19 protein-coding genes and 1 tRNA gene are annotated in these 21275 nt (G+C 41.6%); 10 read left to right on the top strand and 10 right to left on the bottom strand.

All coding sequences use genetic code 11. The features are described from left to right. Positions 1 to 50 precede the first annotated feature (50 nt). A complete protein-coding gene (locus ABIC84_RS19245) occupies positions 51 to 557 on the bottom strand; it encodes a DUF892 family protein (protein WP_176628602.1) in 507 nt (168 codons plus the stop codon). Positions 558 to 712: 155 nt separating this feature from the next. On the opposite strand from ABIC84_RS19245, the gene ABIC84_RS19240 reads away from it, so the two are divergent. Further along, entirely contained in the window at positions 713 to 1663 is a 951-nt protein-coding gene (locus ABIC84_RS19240) for a Smr/MutS family protein (RefSeq protein WP_354486354.1), read from the top strand. Between the two features lie 59 nt (positions 1664 to 1722). Here the strand turns inward: ABIC84_RS19240 and ABIC84_RS19235 are convergent, their stop codons facing one another. Beyond that, entirely contained in the window at positions 1723 to 3870 is a 2148-nt protein-coding gene (locus ABIC84_RS19235) for an alpha-L-fucosidase (RefSeq protein ID WP_429264579.1), read from the bottom strand. Positions 3871 to 4163: 293 nt separating this feature from the next. Between ABIC84_RS19235 and ABIC84_RS19230 the strand changes: the two genes are divergently transcribed. Then, positions 4164 to 4391 (top strand): hypothetical protein, encoded by a 228-nt coding sequence (locus ABIC84_RS19230; RefSeq protein WP_090533348.1) that lies wholly within the window; start codon positions 4164 to 4166, stop codon positions 4389 to 4391. Positions 4392 to 4745: 354 nt separating this feature from the next. On the opposite strand, the gene ABIC84_RS19225 is transcribed toward ABIC84_RS19230, so the two are convergent. Both ABIC84_RS19225 and ABIC84_RS19220 read right to left on the bottom strand, forming a co-directional pair. Further along, positions 4746 to 5543, bottom strand: a complete 798-nt coding sequence (locus ABIC84_RS19225) for a carboxypeptidase-like regulatory domain-containing protein (protein ID WP_429264578.1) — start codon at positions 5541 to 5543, stop codon at positions 4746 to 4748. Between the two features lie 134 nt (positions 5544 to 5677). Then, a complete protein-coding gene (locus tag ABIC84_RS19220; RefSeq protein ID WP_090533354.1) occupies positions 5678 to 6304 on the bottom strand; it encodes a MarR family winged helix-turn-helix transcriptional regulator in 627 nt (208 codons plus the stop codon). A 130-nt stretch (positions 6305 to 6434) separates the two neighbouring features. Here ABIC84_RS19220 and ABIC84_RS19215 point away from each other — a divergent pair, with 130 nt between their 5' ends. Together ABIC84_RS19215 and ABIC84_RS19210 are read left to right on the top strand one after the other, a co-directional pair. Next, positions 6435 to 6911, top strand: a complete 477-nt coding sequence (locus ABIC84_RS19215; RefSeq protein WP_139160048.1) for a DUF2214 family protein — start codon at positions 6435 to 6437, stop codon at positions 6909 to 6911. A gap of 10 nt (positions 6912 to 6921) precedes the next feature. Continuing rightward, a complete protein-coding gene (locus tag ABIC84_RS19210; protein WP_188833890.1) occupies positions 6922 to 7593 on the top strand; it encodes an NAD(P)-dependent oxidoreductase in 672 nt (223 codons plus the stop codon). A 136-nt stretch (positions 7594 to 7729) separates the two neighbouring features. On the opposite strand, the gene ABIC84_RS19205 is transcribed toward ABIC84_RS19210, so the two are convergent. Both ABIC84_RS19205 and ABIC84_RS19200 read right to left on the bottom strand, forming a co-directional pair. Further along, complete coding sequence (locus ABIC84_RS19205) at positions 7730 to 9100, bottom strand: hypothetical protein (protein ID WP_429264577.1); 1371 nt, start codon at positions 9098 to 9100, stop codon at positions 7730 to 7732. Between the two features lie 56 nt (positions 9101 to 9156). Next, entirely contained in the window at positions 9157 to 11991 is a 2835-nt protein-coding gene (locus ABIC84_RS19200; protein ID WP_429264576.1) for a TonB-dependent receptor domain-containing protein, read from the bottom strand. 175 nt (positions 11992 to 12166) lie between these two features. On the opposite strand from ABIC84_RS19200, the gene ABIC84_RS19195 reads away from it, so the two are divergent. From ABIC84_RS19195 to ABIC84_RS19180, 4 genes are all read left to right on the top strand, one after another. Then, positions 12167 to 12514 (top strand): ArsR/SmtB family transcription factor, encoded by a 348-nt coding sequence (locus tag ABIC84_RS19195; RefSeq protein WP_429264575.1) that lies wholly within the window; start codon positions 12167 to 12169, stop codon positions 12512 to 12514. A gap of 24 nt (positions 12515 to 12538) precedes the next feature. Beyond that, entirely contained in the window at positions 12539 to 13243 is a 705-nt protein-coding gene (locus tag ABIC84_RS19190; RefSeq protein ID WP_429264574.1) for a helix-turn-helix domain-containing protein, read from the top strand. Positions 13244 to 13360: 117 nt separating this feature from the next. Beyond that, positions 13361 to 14329: an SDR family oxidoreductase gene (locus ABIC84_RS19185; RefSeq protein WP_426585687.1), complete on the top strand. Its 969-nt coding sequence runs from the start codon at positions 13361 to 13363 to the stop codon at positions 14327 to 14329. A 111-nt stretch (positions 14330 to 14440) separates the two neighbouring features. Next, complete coding sequence (locus ABIC84_RS19180) at positions 14441 to 15127, top strand: helix-turn-helix domain-containing protein (RefSeq protein ID WP_426585685.1); 687 nt, start codon at positions 14441 to 14443, stop codon at positions 15125 to 15127. A 262-nt stretch (positions 15128 to 15389) separates the two neighbouring features. Here ABIC84_RS19180 and ABIC84_RS19175 read toward each other — a convergent pair. From ABIC84_RS19175 to ABIC84_RS19160, 4 genes are all read right to left on the bottom strand, one after another. Further along, a tRNA-Arg gene (locus ABIC84_RS19175) sits at positions 15390 to 15463 on the bottom strand. 141 nt (positions 15464 to 15604) lie between these two features. After that, the gene (locus ABIC84_RS19170) at positions 15605 to 16411 is read right to left on the bottom strand and encodes a polysaccharide deacetylase family protein (protein ID WP_429264573.1); all 807 of its coding nucleotides are present in this window, start codon (positions 16409 to 16411) and stop codon (positions 15605 to 15607) included. Continuing rightward, positions 16392 to 17360: a glycosyltransferase family 2 protein gene (locus ABIC84_RS19165; protein ID WP_429264572.1), complete on the bottom strand. Its 969-nt coding sequence runs from the start codon at positions 17358 to 17360 to the stop codon at positions 16392 to 16394. The genes ABIC84_RS19170 and ABIC84_RS19165 overlap by 20 nt, the downstream gene beginning before the upstream one ends. A gap of 269 nt (positions 17361 to 17629) precedes the next feature. Then, complete coding sequence (locus ABIC84_RS19160; RefSeq protein WP_429264571.1) at positions 17630 to 18811, bottom strand: glycosyltransferase family 87 protein; 1182 nt, start codon at positions 18809 to 18811, stop codon at positions 17630 to 17632. Positions 18812 to 18919: 108 nt separating this feature from the next. On the opposite strand from ABIC84_RS19160, the gene ABIC84_RS19155 reads away from it, so the two are divergent. Together ABIC84_RS19155 and ABIC84_RS19150 are read left to right on the top strand one after the other, a co-directional pair. Beyond that, entirely contained in the window at positions 18920 to 19849 is a 930-nt protein-coding gene (locus ABIC84_RS19155; protein WP_429264570.1) for a Nif3-like dinuclear metal center hexameric protein, read from the top strand. Positions 19850 to 20167: 318 nt separating this feature from the next. Further along, a complete protein-coding gene (locus ABIC84_RS19150; RefSeq protein WP_112652617.1) occupies positions 20168 to 21028 on the top strand; it encodes an N-acetylglucosamine kinase in 861 nt (286 codons plus the stop codon). Positions 21029 to 21275 lie beyond the last annotated feature (247 nt).

Here is a 21275-nt window from a genome sequence, read left to right as displayed (position 1 = left end):
AACATTTAAGCCATCTGCGCTATGCGGATGGCTTTCTTTTTTATAGATACTTAATCTGCAATTATATATTCTTTGCTAATAAGCGTAAACAGCTCATCGTTGTCAATTGATTCATCTTTACATTCGGTAAGTAATTGTTGAGCTTCAGTGTAATTAAGCTGTTGAGCCACCATTATTAACATATGGCACGATGTAATATTAATATGCTCAAGTAACTGCAGATACAACATAATATCCATATCCAGCAATACAGGTATAGTTTGCTCTTCGTCCAGGCAAAACTCATCCTTAACAATGGACTTTATAGGGTTACAGTTCTTATCCGATGGAATTTCATCAATCAGGGTATACACCTTATTCATCCGTTCTATCTGTTTTTTGATATCGTCCCAAAACTCCTGTATCGCTTGCTGCAATGCGGTAAAAGAAGCGAGGCCTTTCAGGTGCCCAAGATGTTTATCAAGATAACACTTACCAAAATAAATTCTGTTCAGGTTGTGGACAAAAACCTGTTTTAACAAATCGTTATCCAGTGTTTTAGGGGTATTGTTACTCATGGTATGAAGTTAAAAGTATATAGTTAGGGTTTATATATTTCTTAAAAGCTGTTTCACGCAATTGCTTATCAAACTTACCTTAAAAATAACTAAGTTTTATTAGCCGGACAGATGTGCCGGGATAAATTAACTTTGCATTGCAATAACATAATGCTATGAAATATAAATTAGGCGATTTTGTTCGGTTTGTTGATGAAAAAATGGAAGGTTTTGTAACGCGCATCATCGACGAACAGATGATAGGCGTTACCGGCGAAGACGATTTTGAGATTCCGGTACTGGCCAGTAAAGTAACTTACGTTCATGGTTACCAACCGGCAGGGGCGACAAAAAGCAACAATATAACGGCTGAAAAGCCCTTAACACCAGGTGAATTTGTAAAAAAAGGCGTTTATATAGGCGTGGTTACTGATACCAGGGCAAGTTCTGTCGTACATTTTCATTTAATCAATGAAACTTCGTTTCAGTTGCTGGCTACTTTAACCACAGATAAGCAACAGGTATTTAAAGGCGAATTTGCAGGGATCATCGCGCCAAAATCAACCGAAAATATCTACTCCGCCCAACTGGCCGATCTGCAGGTTTGGCCAAAGTTTATTTTCAGCGTTTTATTCAGTACCAAACAAAACGTTGAACCACCGGCACCGTTGGCTGTACATGAAAAGTTTAAGGCCAAGGATTTCTCAACCACTAAAAAGAACATTCCATTCCTTAACCAGGCCGGCTGGCTCATCAGGCTCGACGAGCCTGAACTGATTATTGATGCTCAAAAACTGAAGGAAAGCTTTTTTGAAAGCCCTACCGAAAAAGTAGTGATTGAAAAGCCGGTTAGCGAAGTTGACCTGCATATAGAAAAGCTGCGGGACGATTACCAGTTTTTAAGCAGCGCTGAGATTATGGAGATTCAACTGGCCCATTTTCACAAAGCGCTTGATGCAGCTATTGTTCATCAACTACCTGATATTACTTTTATACACGGTGGTGGCAATGGCACGCTGCGTAATGAGCTGCACAAACAATTAGGCAGGCATAAAAAAGTACAAACCTTTATGGATGCCCGTAAAGAAAAATTTGGTTACGGCGCTACCAAGGTGTTGTTGAAGTAACAATTTACGAGAGTAAGTAAGCCTTACGAAGTTTTGAAACCTTCGTAAGGCGGTTTTTCTTACTTTTTCGCAAACCAGATTTCAAGATTAGGCAACTTTAAAGTTTGATGCGGCGATGCCGGATCATGTAACTTTAAACTCACCGGGTAAAGTTCATTTGCTTCAAACGTTAAAGGTTCAAGATCTTTAATATAGAGATTTTGTGGAATACTATGTGTGAGCGCAAAAGGGATGTTCTTTTTAAAGTTGTTGAACACTTTTATCAGTAACTGGTTATTGCCAGGCATCAAATCCAAACCGATTACATGACTTACAGAGGCAGCCTTACCCGGATTATTATTGATGAGCAGTTGCCTCCCATTAAGCAAAACAATTATGCCATCGCCGCTGGTAATCTTAACCTGCGCGTAAATTAAATCCTTGCCTGCGTTGATGTTTTGCAAAATGTAGTAAGCATTATCCATGCCTGCAGGCAGATCAATCAGCTGCCCGTTTTTATAGTCATTTACAGACCGCCATGGTTTATCGGTGTCTTTGGTAAAAGGTTTTGAGATATCGATTTTATCCGCGCTGCCATTTAAACCTCCTAAGCCCGCGGAGTATGGGCCGGTTATATATAATGGCCCCCATTTTATTTTAGCCGTATCGGGTTTATACTTCATCTTCCTGTCGCTGTCGAGTTTGAGCGTGGTGGTTACATTATTTACATTTAGGTCAACAATGCTGCCTTTTTCTTCGTCGGTATATTGTATAGCAGGCTGATACCTGCCTTTGTGTTTGGGCTTAATTGTCCAGCCTTGCTTTACCGTACTTTGATAATTGCTGTTATAATCAATACCCGATGAACTATAATAATTATAAGCGTTGTGCTCATCCAGTTTTATGTGGTCATAACTGCTGCTCAGGATATGAACAGGTTGCACTTTGTAACCTTCGGCAACGTCAACCGCTATAACTTTTATTTGTTTTTCACTGTCAAAACCTGCGGGTAAGGTTATCACAGCGGCATCAGTTGCCTGTTTAAAGCTAAGCGATTGTTGTTCACCCAAAACAGAAACATTACTAATCCTGCCTTCCAGACCGGGTAAAGTGATCAGGCCATCAGCGGGTGCCGAGGTTACAAAAAGATAAAGCTTATTGGGTTTACTGGTTATATTCCCCCAGTCAAAAGAGGCAAAAAAGGGATCGGCAGTTGTGCCATAAACAGCTTCGGCATTTTTATGGAGCCAGGTCCCTATCTTCAATAAAACATCCTTTTCAAAACCAACTACTGAGCCATCTCCTTTGGGCCCGATATTAAGCAGGTAATTCCCTCCCCTGCTAATCACGCGGATCAGGCTTTCCAATTTCTCTTTATACTTTTCATCCTCGCTTCCGCGTTTTTGCCACGACCGGTAGCCCCAGGTTTCGTCAAAAAATGAAGCGGGCGACTGCCAGGGCACTCCGATGGAATAATCGGGATACTGATTATCACCCATTACGGCAAAATCGCCCTGATCATTACCCAAACGGCTGCTTACCATACAATCAGGCTGCAGGCGGTGCACCAATTGATAAAGCTCTTTACTTTGTTCAGGGCTTTGCGACCCCATATCAAACCAAAGTTCGGATATAGTACCATAGTTTGATAGCAACTCGGTTACCTGCTTCTTGTTATATTCATGATGCTCGGGTGTTATATAATCAGAATTATGACTTGATATGGGCGACGCTTGCGGATAATGCCAGTCTATCAGCGAAAAATACAAACCAAACCTCAGACCATGCCTTTTACAGGCTTCGGCCATTTCCTTTACCACATCACGTTTAAATGGAGTAGCATCAACCACATTAAAATCGGTAGTTGCAGTTTTAAACATGCAAAATCCATCGTGATGTTTTGAAGTTAGTACAACAGAGCGCATCCCAGCCGCTTTAGCCAGCAGGGCAATACTATCAGCATTCCAGTTTATCGGGTTAAAGTTTTTGGCCAGGTTGGCGTAAGTATCACTGTAAATACCAGCATGGGCCTGGATTTGCTCACTTAAGCCGCGGATAACCGGCTTCCCATCCCAAACACCACCCAAAACTGAATAAATACCACCAAAATGGATAAACATGGAAAACTTCTGATCCTGCCATTGCTTTATCGAAGAAGATGGCGGTTGTGCAAATGCAAAATGAATACAAACTAATAACGATAACAGTGTGCTTATGATTTTTTTCATGGGAGGACTTCAATACCTCAAAGTGTAAAAAAGTTGTTAATAAACAAAAAACTCACAACTTAAACTTGCCTGTTATAAACTAACAGCTACACAATTATGCACACAAAATAACTCAACTTTACACTTTTGCTAATAAACATGTTATATAATTGTGAAATACGCTTCACAAATTGCATTTTTTTAATAAAAATATTATTTGCATCTTTGTAGCAACACAACCCTAACCCTAATTCATAATGAAAAAAATTCTCTTGCTCAGTAGCAAGGGTTCATTTAACCTTTAAAAAAACGTAATGTCCGAATCTATTCAAATTCAACCCAATATCCATTGTGAGCCTTGCAAAGAATGTGGTGCACGCCCGGTAATTAATCAAACCCGTAAAGGTTTTGTGGTTACCTGCCCAACAAATAAAAAGCATTATGAAACTGCTCCCGGTATGGTAAATATTGATGAATGGAACAGGTTTAACCAAAAATCGCCCGTGCTTACAGGCACACAATATAAAAGCAAAGCCTCATAAAAACTATTCCATAAAAGTAATAGTTTCAGTTTTGGGTATTTAATCAATAAAAACCTGCTTATGAGGATACAATGGGTTTAATTGTATTCATGTTATGCATATTGTAGATACTGAAAATGAACCTTCAAAAAAAAGGCACAGCTATACATTTTGTCCAAAGTGCCAAACCAATACCGGCCAAAGGATCCACCGGCCGGCATTGTTAAAGCTATTGACATTTTGGCTGCCGGTTAAAAGGTATTTTTGTTATAGCTGCAACAAAAAATACCTGGTAATTGAAAGGTAACGAAACCGTTCGGTAACAACACTTCCTATTGTTCAAAACACAGTATAGCTTAACAATATAAGACCCTTTCACTTTGCAAAAAGCGGAGCTGTTTGCCTGCTACCCGATTTGAGATACTCGGCATAGCTTTTTTTAATATAACTGATCATATCATAATCGCTCATTTTTTTCACTTTTTTAATTTCGGGGTGATATTGGTTCATAAAGTTTTGCAGCGAATCGCCTTTAAGATTAGTTATTGAGCTCACCTTTTCTGGCGAAAAAAACCTGTCCACATACTCATCTTCTTCATCTTTCAGCAAAATCTTTTGCAGCTTTGATTGCGGAGCTCTGTTTTTATTCAACATGTCGATCACCGACAGCAAGTTGATGCTCAAGATAGTTGCTGTACTTTTATCCGCATTTATGTGATTGCTGGGCTTACCAAAATCAAGATCAGCCGGACGTGCTATAAACGCATCTTTTATGGTTGAGCTATGACAGGCAAAAACAGAGGCAAACTCCCTCCTGTTACGTAATGAATCGGCCCTGGCATTACGCCTGGCCCTGATCTTTACCTCACTTAAAACAGTTGCCGCAGGCTCAATGTAACATCTTAAGGTATCAAATTTTAAAAAACTGACTATAAGCTTAAAAGGCTTGTAACCTATGCTGGTGATCCTTAAAGTATCACCGGGCTTTACGTTGGCCAACACAAACTTCCCTTCGGCATTACTTATACTTTTTGATGCGGGTGTATTGATAAAAGCATTTGCCACCGGCAAATAGGTAGTTTTATCAATAACGATACCTTTAACACGCTGGGCAAACAGATTTATGGACAAGAGCATCAATATTACTGTTGAGGTAAGTTTCAATGTTTTCATGACGGGTTCAGTTAACAGGTGAGCAGGTTAACTAAATATACGCATAAATTATTAACCTGTACACTTTTAACAAATATTAACATATGCCGCATTACGGTCACAAACCTTTTCTTTCCGCTAAAAAAGCCAATAAATTACTTCATCATCGCTTCAAAAATTTCGTCAAAACCTTTGCTTTTAAATTTTTGGAAGGTTCCGTCAAACTTTTCGCTAATGGGGTTAAGCAATTGAAAGCAAAGCTGTTTATCTTCCTCGCTCAATGCACTGGTCATCATTCGCGCAACTTCAAGTACACGTACTTTGGCTTTTCCAAGAGTTTCCTCTCCAAGGGCTGTTAATTTTAAACGCTTAATACGTTTATCATCAATATCTTCATACTCGGTTATCAGTTCGCGTTTTTTTAGCCTGTTAAGCATATTGGTACCGCTTGATAGTTCGATTATGTTATTATAAATAGCTTCAGATTTTATTGGGTTAACCTGGTTAAAAATAGTAACCAATATACCGAACTCCTCTATCTGATCAAGCCCTGTACCTTCAAGCGCTTTGTTTGAATATACCATATGGTACTTTCCTATCCGTCTTATCAAAATCATGAGCTTGCCGTTAATTCCCGGCCTTAATTGCCAGTCGGGCGTTGCTTTCTTCTCATCTGCTGCCTTGGCCATTAGCTGATGCCGGAAGAAATCATCCAAATTACAACCGGGATTTTGCTCCTCATAATCGCCCCAAAGCTTAACCAATTCAACTGTTTTATTCACGTGTTATTTCCTTTTGGTATCAAATCTAAAAAAAACGTCTCCAATATTTGCTATTTACTTTCTTTTGGTATAATATTGCATTAGTTTACTACCATATGGTATATTTTATAAATTTAATCAATCTTACCAAATGAATACCTCACTCTTTTTACCAGCACTATTAATATTACACTTAACAGGGCTAACTATAATGGCGGGCACCACCATTGTTGATTTTACAGTATTTAAAACCTTTTGGAAGCATTTTGATGATGATACAGAAAAATCAAAAGGTATACTGGCAGGTACATCTAAGTCATCAACACTGATTGGAATAGGTGCCGCCCTGCTGGTTATAACAGGCATTGGCATGATGGCCTTAACCCATGGCGTATTTGGCGAACAGCTATGGTTTAGAATAAAAATGGGAATTGTTTTGGTTCTAATGCTAAACGGGATATTTTTTGGAAGGAAGCAAGGCGAAAAGCTACGAATGATTATGAGTAACGACAAAGCTTACTTAGCAGAACGGGTTGACCAAATTAAGGTGAACCTTAATATCTTTTTTACGGTACAACTGATATTGTTTTTCAGCATAGTTTTTTTAAGCATTTTCAAATTTAGTTAATCAAAAAAAAATGGAAATGCAACAAAACACGCCTATTTATAAGTTGGTAATTGTAGGCGCAAACGGCGGCATTGGCAGGCAGTGCGTTGAACAGGCCCTTCAGGCGGGACACTTGGTTACTGCAATATTACGAAACACGGCCAAATTAGCAATCGAGCACCCCAATCTAAAAAAAGTAAGCGGTGATGTTATGCAACCCGGTGCATTTGAAAATCATTTTGAAAACCAGGATGCTGTGATTTCGGCAATAGGCGTAGCCGGCGGTTTCGGATCAGATAAACCCACAGCTTTATATTCGCAAGGCAATGCCAATGTTTTAAAAGCGATGGAACAAAAAGGCATAAAACGCATGTTCCTGATCTCGGCCAGTGCAATTGAAATAAGTCCCGTACTCCCATTTTATATCAGGCTTATTGAAAAATATGTAGTTCAAAAACTGCTGAAACATATGTATACCGATTTGCTCAAAATGGAGGCAGTGATAAAAAGCAGTAACATTAGCTGGACTATCATTAGACCACCGCAGCTTACAAACCAAGCCGTTACCGGCACATATCGCATAGCTATTAATACATTTCTTAAAAACTGCCTCAAAATATCAAGGGCCGATGTTGCACACTTTATCATCAATAACGTTGCTAACCGGGATACTTACCAGGCAACAGTTGAAATTGGATATTAACACTAAAATCCGCCAATGAAGCAGAGCACCTTTCACTACGTGTTAACTTAGTGATCCAAACAAAGCTGACTATTTCATATAGCAAAAAAAGACCTTTCCATTACTGAAAAGGTCTTTTGCTTTAGTACCCTGCGGATTATTTTCCGTAAACTATCCAGGAAGCTTTCGACCAGTCATTAGCAGGATCGATCGCACCTATATAGTTGGTTTTATCAAAGAATGAATCGGATAAGGAGCCATCAAACTTGCCCGCAACAATTGCCGGTGAACCTGCTTTAGGCAATAAGTTTGGAGCAGCATTGTTAAACGGATCGGTCAACATAATATCTGCTGCAGCAGTGAATGATTTTGTGCCATCACGGCCTTCAACTAAAGCTTTCAAACCTGCTGCGTCCAATAAACCAGCTGTAGCCAATTTGTCAACTTTATAAGGTGAAGTTACCGCCTGTAACAAGCTGTTTTTTAAACCGCTTGTCCCGGCAATATAATACTGCGCGGTTGGGTCATTATCCAGGTCTAAGCCCGCTTTTTGCCCCCCCATTACTATGGCATTAGCCAAAATAAATTTTGCACCTCTTCTCCAGCGCATACCGTAACCGTAATCCGCAGATACTCCTGTGGCGTTATTAGGCCCTACAGCCGTAAAGTTCGACAACAAAGGGAATGTGTTAGGAGTTAACAAATAACCTTTAGCATCTGTTGTGTTATCCACTTCAAAATTGTTGGAAATATCACCACTGGTACCTTTATTATCAGTAAACGCCGGATCTTTAACAGAGATCGCGTATTGGATCTTACCGTGGTATCCGTCATCAAAATCAAAATCATCATCAGCGTTGTTATAGGCAACCAGGTATTTAGCATTAAATGAACCCCCGAAAAACTCGTAAGCATCGTCAAGGCCGCGAAGCACTTCAATGTGGTCTATTTTGGTACCGCTACCTACGGTATACATACTTAAGCCGTTTACTTCATCACCAGGGTTAACCGCTTTACCGGCATATTCAATACGTACATATTGTAAAACCCCCGAATTATCAGCATCGTTTGTGCCGCCGAATGGCTGGTGCTCGGTATCTACGCCACCTTCCAAAACAGCGTGGTTGCCATTACCCGTGGCCGATCCAACGATCACAAGGCCACCGAAATTACCTGGTTTCGGATCAGCCTCCGCCGAAGTGAAAACAATTGGCTTATCAGCAGTTCCGGCGGCATTGATCTTGCTTCCTTTATAAATGATAAGGACACCGGCTGAGTCTTTATTGCTCACAATTTTGGTTCCCGGATCGATGGTTAAAGTTGCATTATTATCCACGTAAACATAACCGCGAAGCCTGTAAGTGATATCGGCGGTCCAATGTGTGTCTTTAGTAATCTTTCCCCTCACATCCATCTTGGTAACAGCAGGAGGATTAACCGGTGGATTTTTACCCGGATCATCGTTTTTTGAGCAGGATGCTAATCCTATCATGGCTAATGAGCCAAGTAAATACAACGTTTTTTTCATAATAATTGTTAATAATAATTGATAATAAATTGAAGGCCTTTTACTGTATAGCGTGATTATTTTTTAAAACTGAAATTATATTTGAACGAAAGGGTTGTTCCAAAACCCGAATAACGGCTCTGGATGATTTTATCCTCTTTAGCATTATATGCGGTGCTCCCCGAGCTTCCGTAATTATTATACAATGCGAAGGGCTGCGCAAGCAGATCAGATACGGTCAGTTTAAGCTCGGCATGCTTTTTAAATAACGCCTTGCTTAGCTGCATATCAATCACATTCCGCGGTTTCTCATAGATATCCACGCCACCAGTAACAGCTCTGAAACGTAAACGCTCCCCTATCCTGTTATAAAGCACGTTGAATGAAAAATCACTGCCTTCGGGTGTATAATACAGGCCCGAGTTGATCAGGTAGGGTGACTGTCCCTGGAGGGGGGTAGACGCGTTACGGCCATCAGCCAGCTTTACCTTGGCATTGATGTAGGAAGCATTCACATAAAATGTTACATCATTCAAGAAACTTCCCTCAGCAATGAAATTCAGTTTCTTCCTCATCTCGGCCTCAAAACCAAAATCCTTGGCATTGAGCGCATTCTGATAAGTCAAAATATCGTTACCCTGATTGATCTGCTCGATCGGATTCTTAAATTTCTTGTAAAAAGCCGAAACCGAGATGATCTCCCCTCCTGACGGATAATATTCAAAGCGAAGGTCTGCGTTATCAATTATACTTCGCTGCAGATCCGGATTACCGCTGGCAATAAAGTTAGTCTGGTAGTCAAAATAGCGAAAACTGGCAAGCTCTCTGAACTCCGGACGGTTTACCGACCTGAAGTACGCCGCGCGTAAATTGACCTTCTCCGATAAACTATAGGTCAGGTTACCTGAAGGCAGGACATCTGTATTATTATATTTCTGTTCGGTCTGGCCCAGCGGTTTGAGCGACTGCGCATACCGTTCAACCCGTGCCCCCCAAACCAAACGGATTTTTTTGTTCAGCTTATTGTCCAGCATCACATAACCGGCGTCCTGATCGGCTTTTCCTTTGTAATCGGTGGAGCTAAGGTCCAAGCGCGACAGATCGATCCCGTTTTGAGCGATACTTTGAGGACTGAAAACATTGAAGATCGTATAGCCACCAGTCAGCGGGATTGCCTTGTTTCCGAAGCCGATGGCGTCAGTGTATCCCAGCGCATCAATACTGAAATCACGGTCACGATGAGAAATAAGACCACCGAATTTCAATTTCTGCGACTCATTAAGCCACTTGAACGGAACTGCCAGGTTTGCTTTCGCGCCGTAAATATTTTCATTTAATTTAGAATACACACGGCCCAGATCATTAGGTTTGGGGCTGTTTTCGCTGGATAATGAGATATATTCCGGCTGGTTCAAAGGTGTATAGATGGTTACGATCCTTTGATCGGGCTGGTTCCGGTATGATAAACCGTAGGAAGCATTCCAGTCAAAAATAATATTCTTTTTGCCCAGCGTGTGCTGTCCTTCCAATGCAGAAGTGTAAATGCCGTTTTGAGTTGTCTCCACAGAGTAACCTTTGTAGCGCAGCGGGTCTGTTTGACCGGCCTCAAAATTCAGGGCATTGTTGGTTTGCTCGAAGTCAACAGAAAAATCGTTGTTGTAAAGGTTTCTCCAGGCAATTTTGTTTTTTCCGAATGTATAAGCGAAATTCAGCAAACCGCCAAGGCTTTTATAGTTGGTATAGGTATTACGGTCAAAGCTGTACAGGGGAAGCTCTTTCGATGCATCATTGAACCCGGTATAACCAATTCTGTCACCAAATGATGCACGGTGCCCATTGCTGTAGTTCAGACTGAAGTTATAACCCAGGCGATTGCCATTTGTATTGATTTTGGAATTGCCCGTGGAAAATTGAAAACCAATATTAGGAAGGCTCATTTGCCCTTCTTTGTAATAAAAAGTATTGGGAAATTGCTGCGCTATAGCGATTTTTTCGGCACTTGTTGTCCCGGATGTATAGTCTTTTTTCACATTAGAATAAGCCGCAGGCAGCTTTCTTGAACCGTCATCGAATCCAAGGAAATCATATTTCCCGTTAGGCCTCGCATCGATAAAGTTATTCTTAAGAGTAGTTTTGGAATTATAGCCAACACTTAGCGCCACTTCCAGGAACCTGCTGTCGGGAATATCTTTGGTAATAGTATTGATCGTACCACCCGCAAAATCGCCGGGCAGATCGGGCGTCGCCGTTTTGTACACGATAATATTATCGACAAGACTTGAAGGAATGATGTCAAAAGCAAAAGCTTTTTTATCCGGTTCGGAACTTGGCAGCGTTGTCCCGTTCATCATATTGTTATTATACCTTTCGGATAAACCACGGATAACAACGAATTTACCCTCCTGCACGCTTGTTCCGCTGACGCGTTTCAAAACGTCACCAGTATTCCGGTCAGGGGATTTACGGATCATATCGGCAGATATACCATCACTTAATTGTATACTATTCTTCTGCCTTGCGTAAAGGGCGTTTACTGAAGCCTGGCGGTAAGTAGCTTTCACAACAACTTCATTAAGTGCCTGCGTTGAAGATTGGGTCAAAGCGACATCCAGCGCGGTTACTGCACCTGCCTGAACTTCCACATCAGAAACCGATTTGCTCTGGTAACCGATGTATTTAACAACGATACTGTATTTGCCCGGCTGAAGTCCACTCAATATATACCGGCCTTCCACATTGGTGGCAGCGCCCTTGCTGCCGCTCTGTAAGCCAACTGTCGCACCTATGAGTGTTTCACCAGTCTTTTGGTCGATTACCTTACCGGCAATTTTACCCAATGACTGTGCAAATGAATTGGAGCTTATTAAAAAACTTAAAATAATGAAAGGAAAGAGCCGAGTAAACTTTTGCATAATCTTAAATGACGCTCAAAATTATCGGCGATAAATTAAGACCATGTTAACTTTATATTATCAAAAAGAATATATTGAATAATCGATATTATAGACAACGTTAAATAGACTAAGAAGCTTCCAACATTCAAAAAACAAACTCTATTTTAGCACGATCAAATAATTGTAAACAGCGATGGCACAAAAGAAAACAGAAGAGTTCAGTTATCCCGACCAGTTCATCTCAGATGTATCCATAGCACTGTCGCATCCCGGTAGGATCTCTATTATCCGTATCATTGCAAGGAAACCTGGGATTACCACAGGCGAGCTCGTGGAATTTCTACCGTTCGCACAATCTACAGTATCCCACCATTTGAAGGAGTTGATCAAAACCGAATTGATCTCGGTTAGCATCGATGGAAAAAGATCTTTGTATACATTAAATGAAAATATGTGGAGCAGATTCGCCAGACATTATGGTCGCCTCGTGAAAGAACTGGGCATACCGGATTCCCACGAAGCAGAACCGGAACAACATTAATTTATATTCTATAATATCGTATCTATGCCCGGTTCAAATATGGATATCAATAAAGCAGATCTGGAACTTTGCAACTTTGCCAGGTTGCTGGCGCTTCCAATCAGGGTATCTATCTTCAAAGCGCTTATCGCGAATGGCAACATACTATCTCAAGAGGTATTGCTTTCTCTTCCTTTTAACCCAGGGCAATTAACGAAGCATATAACCGATCTTAAAAAAGCAGGCTTTGTAACCATCAGACGCGAGAATAGAAAGATCAGATATGAGCTTAAAACATCCGATATAAACCGCCCTGCCAGGCAGTTCGCCGATCTTTTCAAAATCATCGGCAGCTACGCACCTATTGAGCCACTAAACCCTAACACCGTCGCTTCCGGGAAAGAGAGCCTCCCACCTGCCGCTTTGAGCTTTGGCAGGTTGATCAAAAAGTATAGGACAACATTAAAGTTTTCACAAGAATATTTATCCGCAGAACTTGGAATGAACCGGAGCGACTTAAGCAGGATAGAATCAGATAAAAAGGACTTTCCTCCTGGGAAGCTACAATTGCTGGCGCTGGCACTATCTGTTGAATGTGATGTATTAAAAAAGCAATTCTATAGCTTCAAAATTGTGGAAATGGTTGACAAAAGCGGGTTTGACGAGGTCGTATTAAAAAATGTCAGTCACGTGCTGCAGGCCGGTATTCCCATCCCTGAACATTTCCCGACCAAGCGGGCTACCCGATAAATGTCAGCAAATTAAAGCAAAATCAAATTTTCTGGACTTTTAAACAAAACAAAGTTGAACTTCTAAACAAAACAGGCAAGCCGCATTAGCGCCATCTTTGTTAAAAGAAAATTCAACATGGAAAATAACATCAAACAACCAACCGTATTAGTAACAGGCGGCACAGGCTTCATTGGCATCTATTGTATCCTTCAACTCTTACAACAAGGCTACACTGTTAAAACAACCCTTCGCTCCTTAAAAAGAAAAGATGAAGTAATTAACCTGCTCAGAGGAGCCGGAATCAAATCCTTTGAAAACCTCGCCTTTGTGGAAGCAGACCTGACTAATGACCAAAACTGGAACCGGGCAGCTGATGGCTGCACCTATGTGCTGCACGTAGCTTCCCCATTTCCTGCCGAAGAACCCGAAGATGCCAATGAGCTTATTATACCAGCGCGGGACGGCGCGTTACGAGTATTGAAAGCAGCTCGCTATGCCGGTGTGAAGCGCGTGGTATTAACCTCATCCTTTGCTGCCATTGGCTACAGCAAAGATCCCAAAGGCTACACCTTTACGGAAGAAGACTGGACAGACCCCGAACTGACAGACCGCGCCTACATTAAATCTAAAACGATTGCCGAAAAAGCTGCCTGGGACTGGATCAACAGCGAGGGCGACGGCATGGGACTCACCGTAATAAACCCGGTAGGCGTATTCGGCCCTGCCCTGGGAAAAGACTTCTCCACCTCTATCGGCTTTGTGAAAGGCATATTGGATGGCCAGATCAAAGAAACGCTGCCCTTCACTTTTGGCGTGGTGGATGTGCGTGATGTAGCCGATATTCACCTCAAAGCAATGACACATCCGGCCGCAGCGGGCGAGCGCTTCCTGGCAACAGCCATCGGAGTCATGAGCCTTTACGACGTGGCTGAGCTTATCCGGAAAGAAAGACCCGAATACGCCGGAAATATCGCCGACCTGAAACCGCTGGATGAATCCTTCTATATTGCCATTTCCAACGAAAAGGCACAGCGGGTATTGAATTGGCATCCTCGCAGTAAGGAAGAAGTGATATTGGCAAGTGCGGATAGTCTTTTGAATTAAGTATTTTTGAGCATGATCGCCAGTAGTCTGCAATCCTGTCATTTAGGTCCCGGAATATCTCCCGAACAGGTAATATCCGATCATTTCTTTCTGTACCTCCTAAAAGGCTCTATGCTGGCATACAGTGGCGACAAGCATTACCACTTTCATCCCGGCGACAGCTGCATCGCCCGCAAGAACCATTTGCTACGCTACACCAAGCAGCAGCAGGACGGTGACTTTAAAAAGATCGTCATCGTGCTGGATGAAGCTTTTCTAAAACGGTTTTTAGTCCGGCACAGGGTAGATACCGGCATCGCCACGTCAGACGATTCCATCCGGCCGGTCAAAGACGATCAGCTGCTCACCAGCTTCATCCATTCCCTCGAACCCTATTATAGGGGTGAGGCCGAGATCGAGGAAGCTTTTGCAGATCTCAAGCGAGAGGAACTGCTATTGATCCTGCTCAAAAACGACCCAGGCCTTGCTGCCGTATTGTTCAACTTCGGTGCGCCTCAAAAGATAGACATCGAAGCCTTCATGACCCGGAACTTCAGGTTTAATGTCCCTTTGGAGCGCTTCGCGTTTCTGACGGGCAGAAGCCTATCCGCTTTCAAGCGTGACTTTCAGCAAATCTATAACGACACGCCCGGACGCTGGCTGACAAAAAAGCGATTGGAAGAAGCTTACTTTCTCATCCACCAGCAAAGCCAAAAGCCCAAAGACATTTATCTTGAGCTGGGCTTCGAAAATCTGTCCCATTTTTCCTTTGCCTTTAAAAAGCAATTCGGGCTTGCGCCGACTGCTGTGCTTTACTGAAAAAAGAACCAGACTTTCGTATAGTCTATAACTCGCTTACCCGGGAAATAGCACATATGAACTCACTTAGTAATGACTTTTACAGGGGCTACAAAGTCGATACAATACTCGTTGATGGGTGGAGATTCTGTTGAACTTGACCACTATGTTCCGGGACAAGCTGATACGACGACTGTCGATTCAAGATATGGCAGGCCCTCAAAAGTGCCCCCATGTACGAAAAAAGCCGTTTCCTGTTAACTGAAACGGCTTTTCTTATAAGTGATCCCATTTGGATTCGAACCAAAGACCTACAGATTAGAAATCTGTTGCTCTATCCAGCTGAGCTATAGGACCATCGCGTCTAAACTACAAATATAAACAGGGTTTCTAACCCGTGGTATACTGTATATTTTTTTGCGGTGCAAATATGCAAAATTATGCTGAAAATAACAATCAATTTGGTAATTGATTTGCTATAAGCTGCTTAACAGCTTGTTAATGTAATACGGGCTCTTGTTTATTTTTGTTTTTAATTGTTTCACAAAATCCGTCCGTCCGTCCAAAGGTGTAACCCTTGTCCATTGCCCAATCGATAAAATCAGCTATCCTTCGTACAAAAGCTTCGCCCGAGTTTTTGGAAACATAGCCTGGGAAACCGAACTTTTCTTTATCGTGCAGGTCGGTAAATTCCCAGGGGTGGAAATACAAGTTCAGATAACCGTCTTTTTTATGCGTTGCCGAAGCCATACGTTTTAATAAAGATAGCGGCAAATTATGAAAGCTTAGCCAAAACAGCGGAAAACGTACCAACGGCGAAACCGAAGCCGGGATCTGCAGCACATCATGGTCATAAAACCAGGTACGTGGTTTATCAAAATTATTATACCGCCCGGGCAGCCAGGTTGGGTTTATAGACGAGTTATACCTATAGCCGGCTTTTGCTATTTCAGCCTCATCAACAGGCATCATCCGTGCCATGCGGAAGCCTGTTACTTCAGTTCCGGAAATATCCTCCAAGACCAGCTTCGACTGCCTTAAATGTTCGGCCTTAAAATCTGAATGATAATACCCGTGCGATGCTATCTCATGCCCTTCGGCTACCATCTTTTTGATTACTTCGGGCTTATGATTGGCGTAATTAGCTGTGCAAAAAAAGGTAACCTTTATGCCTCTGTCTTTTAATAAATCGAGTATTGTGTTGGTACCCCTTGTCGAAATTTCAAGCTGCTCGTCAAAAGTTATTGATTTACCGTACTCAAACGGCATATCAAACTCCTCCACATCAAATCCTAATAAAATCATTATCTACAATAACAACATTTGATGACCGGATAATATAATGCGGGCGGTGCTTGGATTGCATAAATATCTTCCCAACATAAACCCCAATAACGCTCATTACAAGCAGCTGCAAACCGCCAAAAAAGGCAATAGTAGCAATAATTGAAGCCCAGCCCGAAACCGCGTAACCTAAAAAGTAGCTTACCAGCACGTATGGTATATACAAAATGGCCAGTGACGAAACCAGTAACCCAATTAATGATACAATGTAAAGCGGCCTTGCACTGAACGCCACAATGCTGCCTACAGCAAGTTTAACCAGCTTTGCAAACGAGTAGCTTGCCTCGCCGGTATGCCGTTTTGATGGTACATATGGAATCCCAACCTGTTTATAACCCGCCCATTTAATTATCCCCCGAAAAAAAATCTCGTACTCATCAATAAGCTTAAGCTGCTTCACAACCTTTTCGTCAATCAGCCTGAAATCGGCGGTACCATTTTCCATCTTGATATCCGAAAGCATGTTAAGGCCTTTATAAAACAATTTTGACGTAACTTTCTGATAACCCTTGCCATGAGGGTTTTCGCCTTCGCGATAGGTGTAAACAATATCATAGCCATTTTCCCAAAGGTTTAACATCTTCAGGATCAGTTGCGGCGGGTGCTGCAAATCAGCATCCATTGTTATCACGGCATCGCCCTGCGCCATAGCAATACCGGCCTTAAGAGCATAATCTTTACCAAAGTTGCGCGAAAGTTCTACATAAAATACATTGGAATGCAGCTCGGCATTGATCTTTAACTCATTCAGGGTATTATCGCGGCTTCCGTCGTCAACAAAGATCAGCTCATAGGCATATCCCGTGGGCGAAAGTGTTTCACGAAGTTGCTCAATTAAATAACTAATGTTTTTTTCTTCGTTATGAGAGGGTATAACAATAGAGATCTTCTTATCGGCAAGGTAAGTCATAGTTATACTATGGATTTTTAATTGTAATAGGTGGTATAGTAATTAAAGCTTATATTTGAATACCTTTTAGGCACCGCTTTTTACTTAAATAACCTTACGCTAATTTGTTACAAAATGTAACTGCCGTAATCAGATTTAAATAAAGGTGTCAAGTTCCTCAAATGTAACTTTGATGTTACAAACATAAAAATTATTTATTAATCTGCAAGTTTTCCGGGGTTTACATCAAAAATTAGCCCCTGTAGAATTGTTTTCATATCAGTAATCCTCTAAACTGCGGCCGTATTCAATACACTTTTCTTTTCGCCCGCAAAATCCCTGGTAAGCGTTTCGTAAATTATTTTAAGCCAGATCAAAAAGCAGGGTATTGATTTTAGTTTATAAGGAACAATATATTGGGTACGGATAAAGGAGGGAAAAAGATCTGAAGGGGAAAGACTTGTTATCAACAGCGCCAAAACCAACAGGAAGATCTCGAAGCCGGTAACCGGTCGGTTTAAATTCATAAACCAAACTGCAACACCCACAAAAGCGATGATATAGGTTGATGATTCGGCCGAACTGCTGAAGATAACGGCAAAGATCAACACCGATGAAAGGATGAGCCGCTGGTATTCCACAACTTTATAAGCACCTATGCGCAGGTATGACAGTGCAAACATCACCAGCGCCGGCCCTATTACATACATATTTTTAAGGTCATCATAATGAAAAGCTTTGCGGATAAAACCGGTAAAGCAAATTTCCTGCATTACCGAATGTTGATTGCCCGAGTTTTTGACCACCAGGTCGGCATACCAATCATGATATGTTTGGATGATAAAAGAAGGCGATGAAATGGCCATCGGCAAAACAAACAACACTACCGACCAAAATATAAAGCTTAACACAAACTTTGGCTTATTTGCCGAGAAAAAGAAGAAAGCCAGCCCAACTATTCCATACAGCTTTATAAAGGCACCGAGTGCTATCATCAATGCAGCCCAAAAATCCTGCTCGCGTTTGATAAAGTTAAAGCTCAAAATGATCAGCGCCGCTATCATGGGGTTGCTCTGCACGTTGGCCGATGCCGTCATCAATTCATGGGCGCACAACAAAAGCACAATAACATACTGATCTTTTTTTAGCGGCAATAATTGAATTGCCTCAAACAGAATAAACGCGTTAAACAGCACCCATAAAATAACCCCGATACTATCGGGCAGGATAGAAAATGGTGCCATGATAATTGAAAATACGGGTCCGTAGTGGTTCAGGTCATAATAATGCTCGGGCTGATAAGCATACAGGTTATGTTGATGGATGGTATTTAAAAAGTTATACTTAAAGATGGTGTAATTGTTGAACCCCTGGTGGGCCAAAACACCTTTAATTACCAGAAACAAACTTAGGCCAAACCATAAAGAATAAACAAAAGGTTTGTTAGTGATAAGCTTAGCAAGTTTTTGCACGGATTAGGGGTCGTTAAATTTATGCGAAGATATAAATATGTCACACAATTATTACAAATCCTTAAATTAACTTACCTGTGCTATCTTTGATCAAATCCAATCATTACCATGAAATCAACCTCCTCCCCAATTAACCATAATCCTAACCGTCGTAAATTTATCGGTCAGTTAGGCGCTTTAGCAGGTACCGCCGCATTGCTGTCGGCTCCATTTGCCGCGGATGCCATAACCTTTGTTAAGCCCGATGAAAACATCACGGTAGGGCAAATCATCGACCTGTTTATGAAACAGGTACCGGGCGCCCCGTTTCCAAATACGGTGGATACCTTAAAATCGGGTAACCCCGATATTGTGGTTACCGGCATAGTAACCACCATGTTTGCCACGATTGGCATCATTGAGAAGGCCATTAGTTTAGGCGCTAATTTCATTATAGCGCATGAGCCAACTTTTTATAACCATGCCGATGAAACCAACTGGCTGGCCAACGATGATGTATATCAATATAAAAAACAACTGCTGGATAAGCACAACATTGCCGTTTGGCGCAACCATGATACCATACACAGCCTTAAACCCGATGGCGTTGGCATTGGCTTACTAAAACAGCTTGATTGGGTAAGCTACTATAAGCCCGAAACCGGGAACCTGCTCAGTATCCCATCAACCCCGTTAAGCTCCCTCATCGAAACGTTGAAAAAGAAACTTAAAATTGAAAAGGTACGCTACATAGGCAATCCATCACAAAGCTGCCAAAAGGTGCTGCTGCTACCCGGAGCTGCAGGCGGCAAAAGGCAGATCACCGAAATGAGCACCAAAAAGCCCGATGTACTGATTTGCGGCGAGATTTCGGAGTGGGAAACCGCCGAATATGTGCGGGATGCGCAAGCCAAAGGCGATAAACTTTCATTGATTGTATTAGGGCACATTGCCAGCGAAGAGCCCGGTTCAGAATTTATGATAGGCTGGTTACATCAAAACGTACCAGGTATTAAAGCTACGCACATCCATCCTGGCAATTCACTATCCTTTATGTAATACAAAATACACGTTTTAGCATTAATTAAACTCAATATTTTGCTAAATAATGTAACATTACGTACAATTGTAAATTACTCTGTTTTTAAATGGCGAAGGAAACTGCTTATCTGTAACCTTTACATTTAAAAAAAGGTATAGTTGACCTGATTAATTATTGATAACATTGGCATAAAATCGCCAGTTAAAGTTTAATTTATATTAAAAAGTAGCTGTAATCTACGTAAAAATCGCAATTTTCATTTTTTGAAATACAAAGTGTTTTTTTTACAATAAGTTAATCCTACTTTTAACCGATTTTTAAAAAAACAAAAATTTATGATCATAATTGCTGACGGTGGCTCAACCAAAACAAATTGGTGCCTGGTTACCGAAGAGGGAAAAAAAGTTTACTTTAATACCGAGGGTTATAACCCATACTTTTCAAGTACAGAGTATATTATACAATCACTAAACGAAAGTTTGCCTACCGATCTTGAAAAAAATCTGATCACCGAGGTAAATTACTACGGTGCAGGTTGCTCAACCCCCGAAATGCGTAAGATTGTTGAAGAAGCCATGAAAGTGGTTTTCGTTGGCGCAAAGGTTAATATTGGTCATGACCTGCTTGCTGCTGCCCGCGCCCTGCTTGGCAACACCGAAGGCTTTGCCGCTATATTAGGTACCGGAACCAATACCTGCATTTATGATGGTAAAGAAGTTGTACACAATATCGATTCGGGCGCTTACATCCTGGGTGATGAAGGCAGCGGTTGCTACATTGGCAAAAAGCTGTTAACAGATTACCTGCGCGGATACATGCCTGAGCCTGTACGTGCCCTTTTCTGGGAAACTTACAAACTTACTCCTGATGATATCAACGAGCAGGTTTACACCCAGCCACGTGCAAACCGTTTTTGCGCAAGCTTCAGCAAATTTGTTTACGATAACAACGTACACATCGAATACTCACGCAACCTGGTACGCACCTCGTTCGAAGATTTTTTCCGCAACCTGGTTACCCACTACCCTGATTATCAAAAATATACTTTCAACTGCATTGGCTCGGTAGGTTATAACTTCCGCAATGTGCTTGAAGAAGTGGTTACCGAAAATGGTATGGTTGTTGGCAACATCATCCGCTCACCTATAGATAACCTGGTGAAATACCATTTGGAATTAGCACCGAGCTCTTTATAAGAGCAGTTTGCAGTTGCCATTGGGCAGTTTGCAGTTTATATATAAACAAAAGGACTGGAAGATTTTTCCGGTCCTTTTGCTTTTTAGTATTCCCCAACCACCACTTCATTGGAGGCACGAAGCAATAACATAATCAAAAAAAGATTGTCATCCTGAGTGTTTAAATCCGTGGCCTCTGAAGGTGAAATGACATAGATTTGCTGAACCGTGCAGTGTGGCCGACCGAGTTATAGTGCTTATTGCCTGT

Source organism: Mucilaginibacter sp. 3215, assembly GCF_050433785.1.
Classification (GTDB): Bacteria; Bacteroidota; Bacteroidia; order Sphingobacteriales; family Sphingobacteriaceae; genus Mucilaginibacter.
The sequence above is the reverse complement of the archived record's forward strand: the minus strand, read 5'-3'. Positions and strand labels throughout refer to the sequence as shown.

Coding starts and splice junctions, on each gene's coding strand:
- ABIC84_RS19240 (WP_354486354.1), top strand. CDS start 713: ATGAAATATAAATTAGGCGATTTTGTTCGGTTTGTTGATGAAAAAATG.
- ABIC84_RS19190 (WP_429264574.1), top strand. CDS start 12,539: ATGCCCGGTTCAAATATGGATATCAATAAAGCAGATCTGGAACTTTGC.
- ABIC84_RS19150 (WP_112652617.1), top strand. CDS start 20,168: ATGATCATAATTGCTGACGGTGGCTCAACCAAAACAAATTGGTGCCTG.
- ABIC84_RS19195 (WP_429264575.1), top strand. CDS start 12,167: ATGGCACAAAAGAAAACAGAAGAGTTCAGTTATCCCGACCAGTTCATC.
- ABIC84_RS19230 (WP_090533348.1), top strand. CDS start 4,164: ATGTCCGAATCTATTCAAATTCAACCCAATATCCATTGTGAGCCTTGC.
- ABIC84_RS19205 (WP_429264577.1), bottom strand. CDS start 9,100: ATGAAAAAAACGTTGTATTTACTTGGCTCATTAGCCATGATAGGATTA.
- ABIC84_RS19235 (WP_429264579.1), bottom strand. CDS start 3,870: ATGAAAAAAATCATAAGCACACTGTTATCGTTATTAGTTTGTATTCAT.
- ABIC84_RS19180 (WP_426585685.1), top strand. CDS start 14,441: ATGCTGGCATACAGTGGCGACAAGCATTACCACTTTCATCCCGGCGAC.
- ABIC84_RS19185 (WP_426585687.1), top strand. CDS start 13,361: ATGGAAAATAACATCAAACAACCAACCGTATTAGTAACAGGCGGCACA.
- ABIC84_RS19215 (WP_139160048.1), top strand. CDS start 6,435: ATGAATACCTCACTCTTTTTACCAGCACTATTAATATTACACTTAACA.
- ABIC84_RS19210 (WP_188833890.1), top strand. CDS start 6,922: ATGGAAATGCAACAAAACACGCCTATTTATAAGTTGGTAATTGTAGGC.
- ABIC84_RS19165 (WP_429264572.1), bottom strand. CDS start 17,360: ATGACTTACCTTGCCGATAAGAAGATCTCTATTGTTATACCCTCTCAT.
- ABIC84_RS19155 (WP_429264570.1), top strand. CDS start 18,920: ATGAAATCAACCTCCTCCCCAATTAACCATAATCCTAACCGTCGTAAA.
- ABIC84_RS19170 (WP_429264573.1), bottom strand. CDS start 16,411: ATGATTTTATTAGGATTTGATGTGGAGGAGTTTGATATGCCGTTTGAG.
- ABIC84_RS19245 (WP_176628602.1), bottom strand. CDS start 557: ATGAGTAACAATACCCCTAAAACACTGGATAACGATTTGTTAAAACAG.
- ABIC84_RS19225 (WP_429264578.1), bottom strand. CDS start 5,543: ATGAAAACATTGAAACTTACCTCAACAGTAATATTGATGCTCTTGTCC.
- ABIC84_RS19200 (WP_429264576.1), bottom strand. CDS start 11,991: ATGCAAAAGTTTACTCGGCTCTTTCCTTTCATTATTTTAAGTTTTTTA.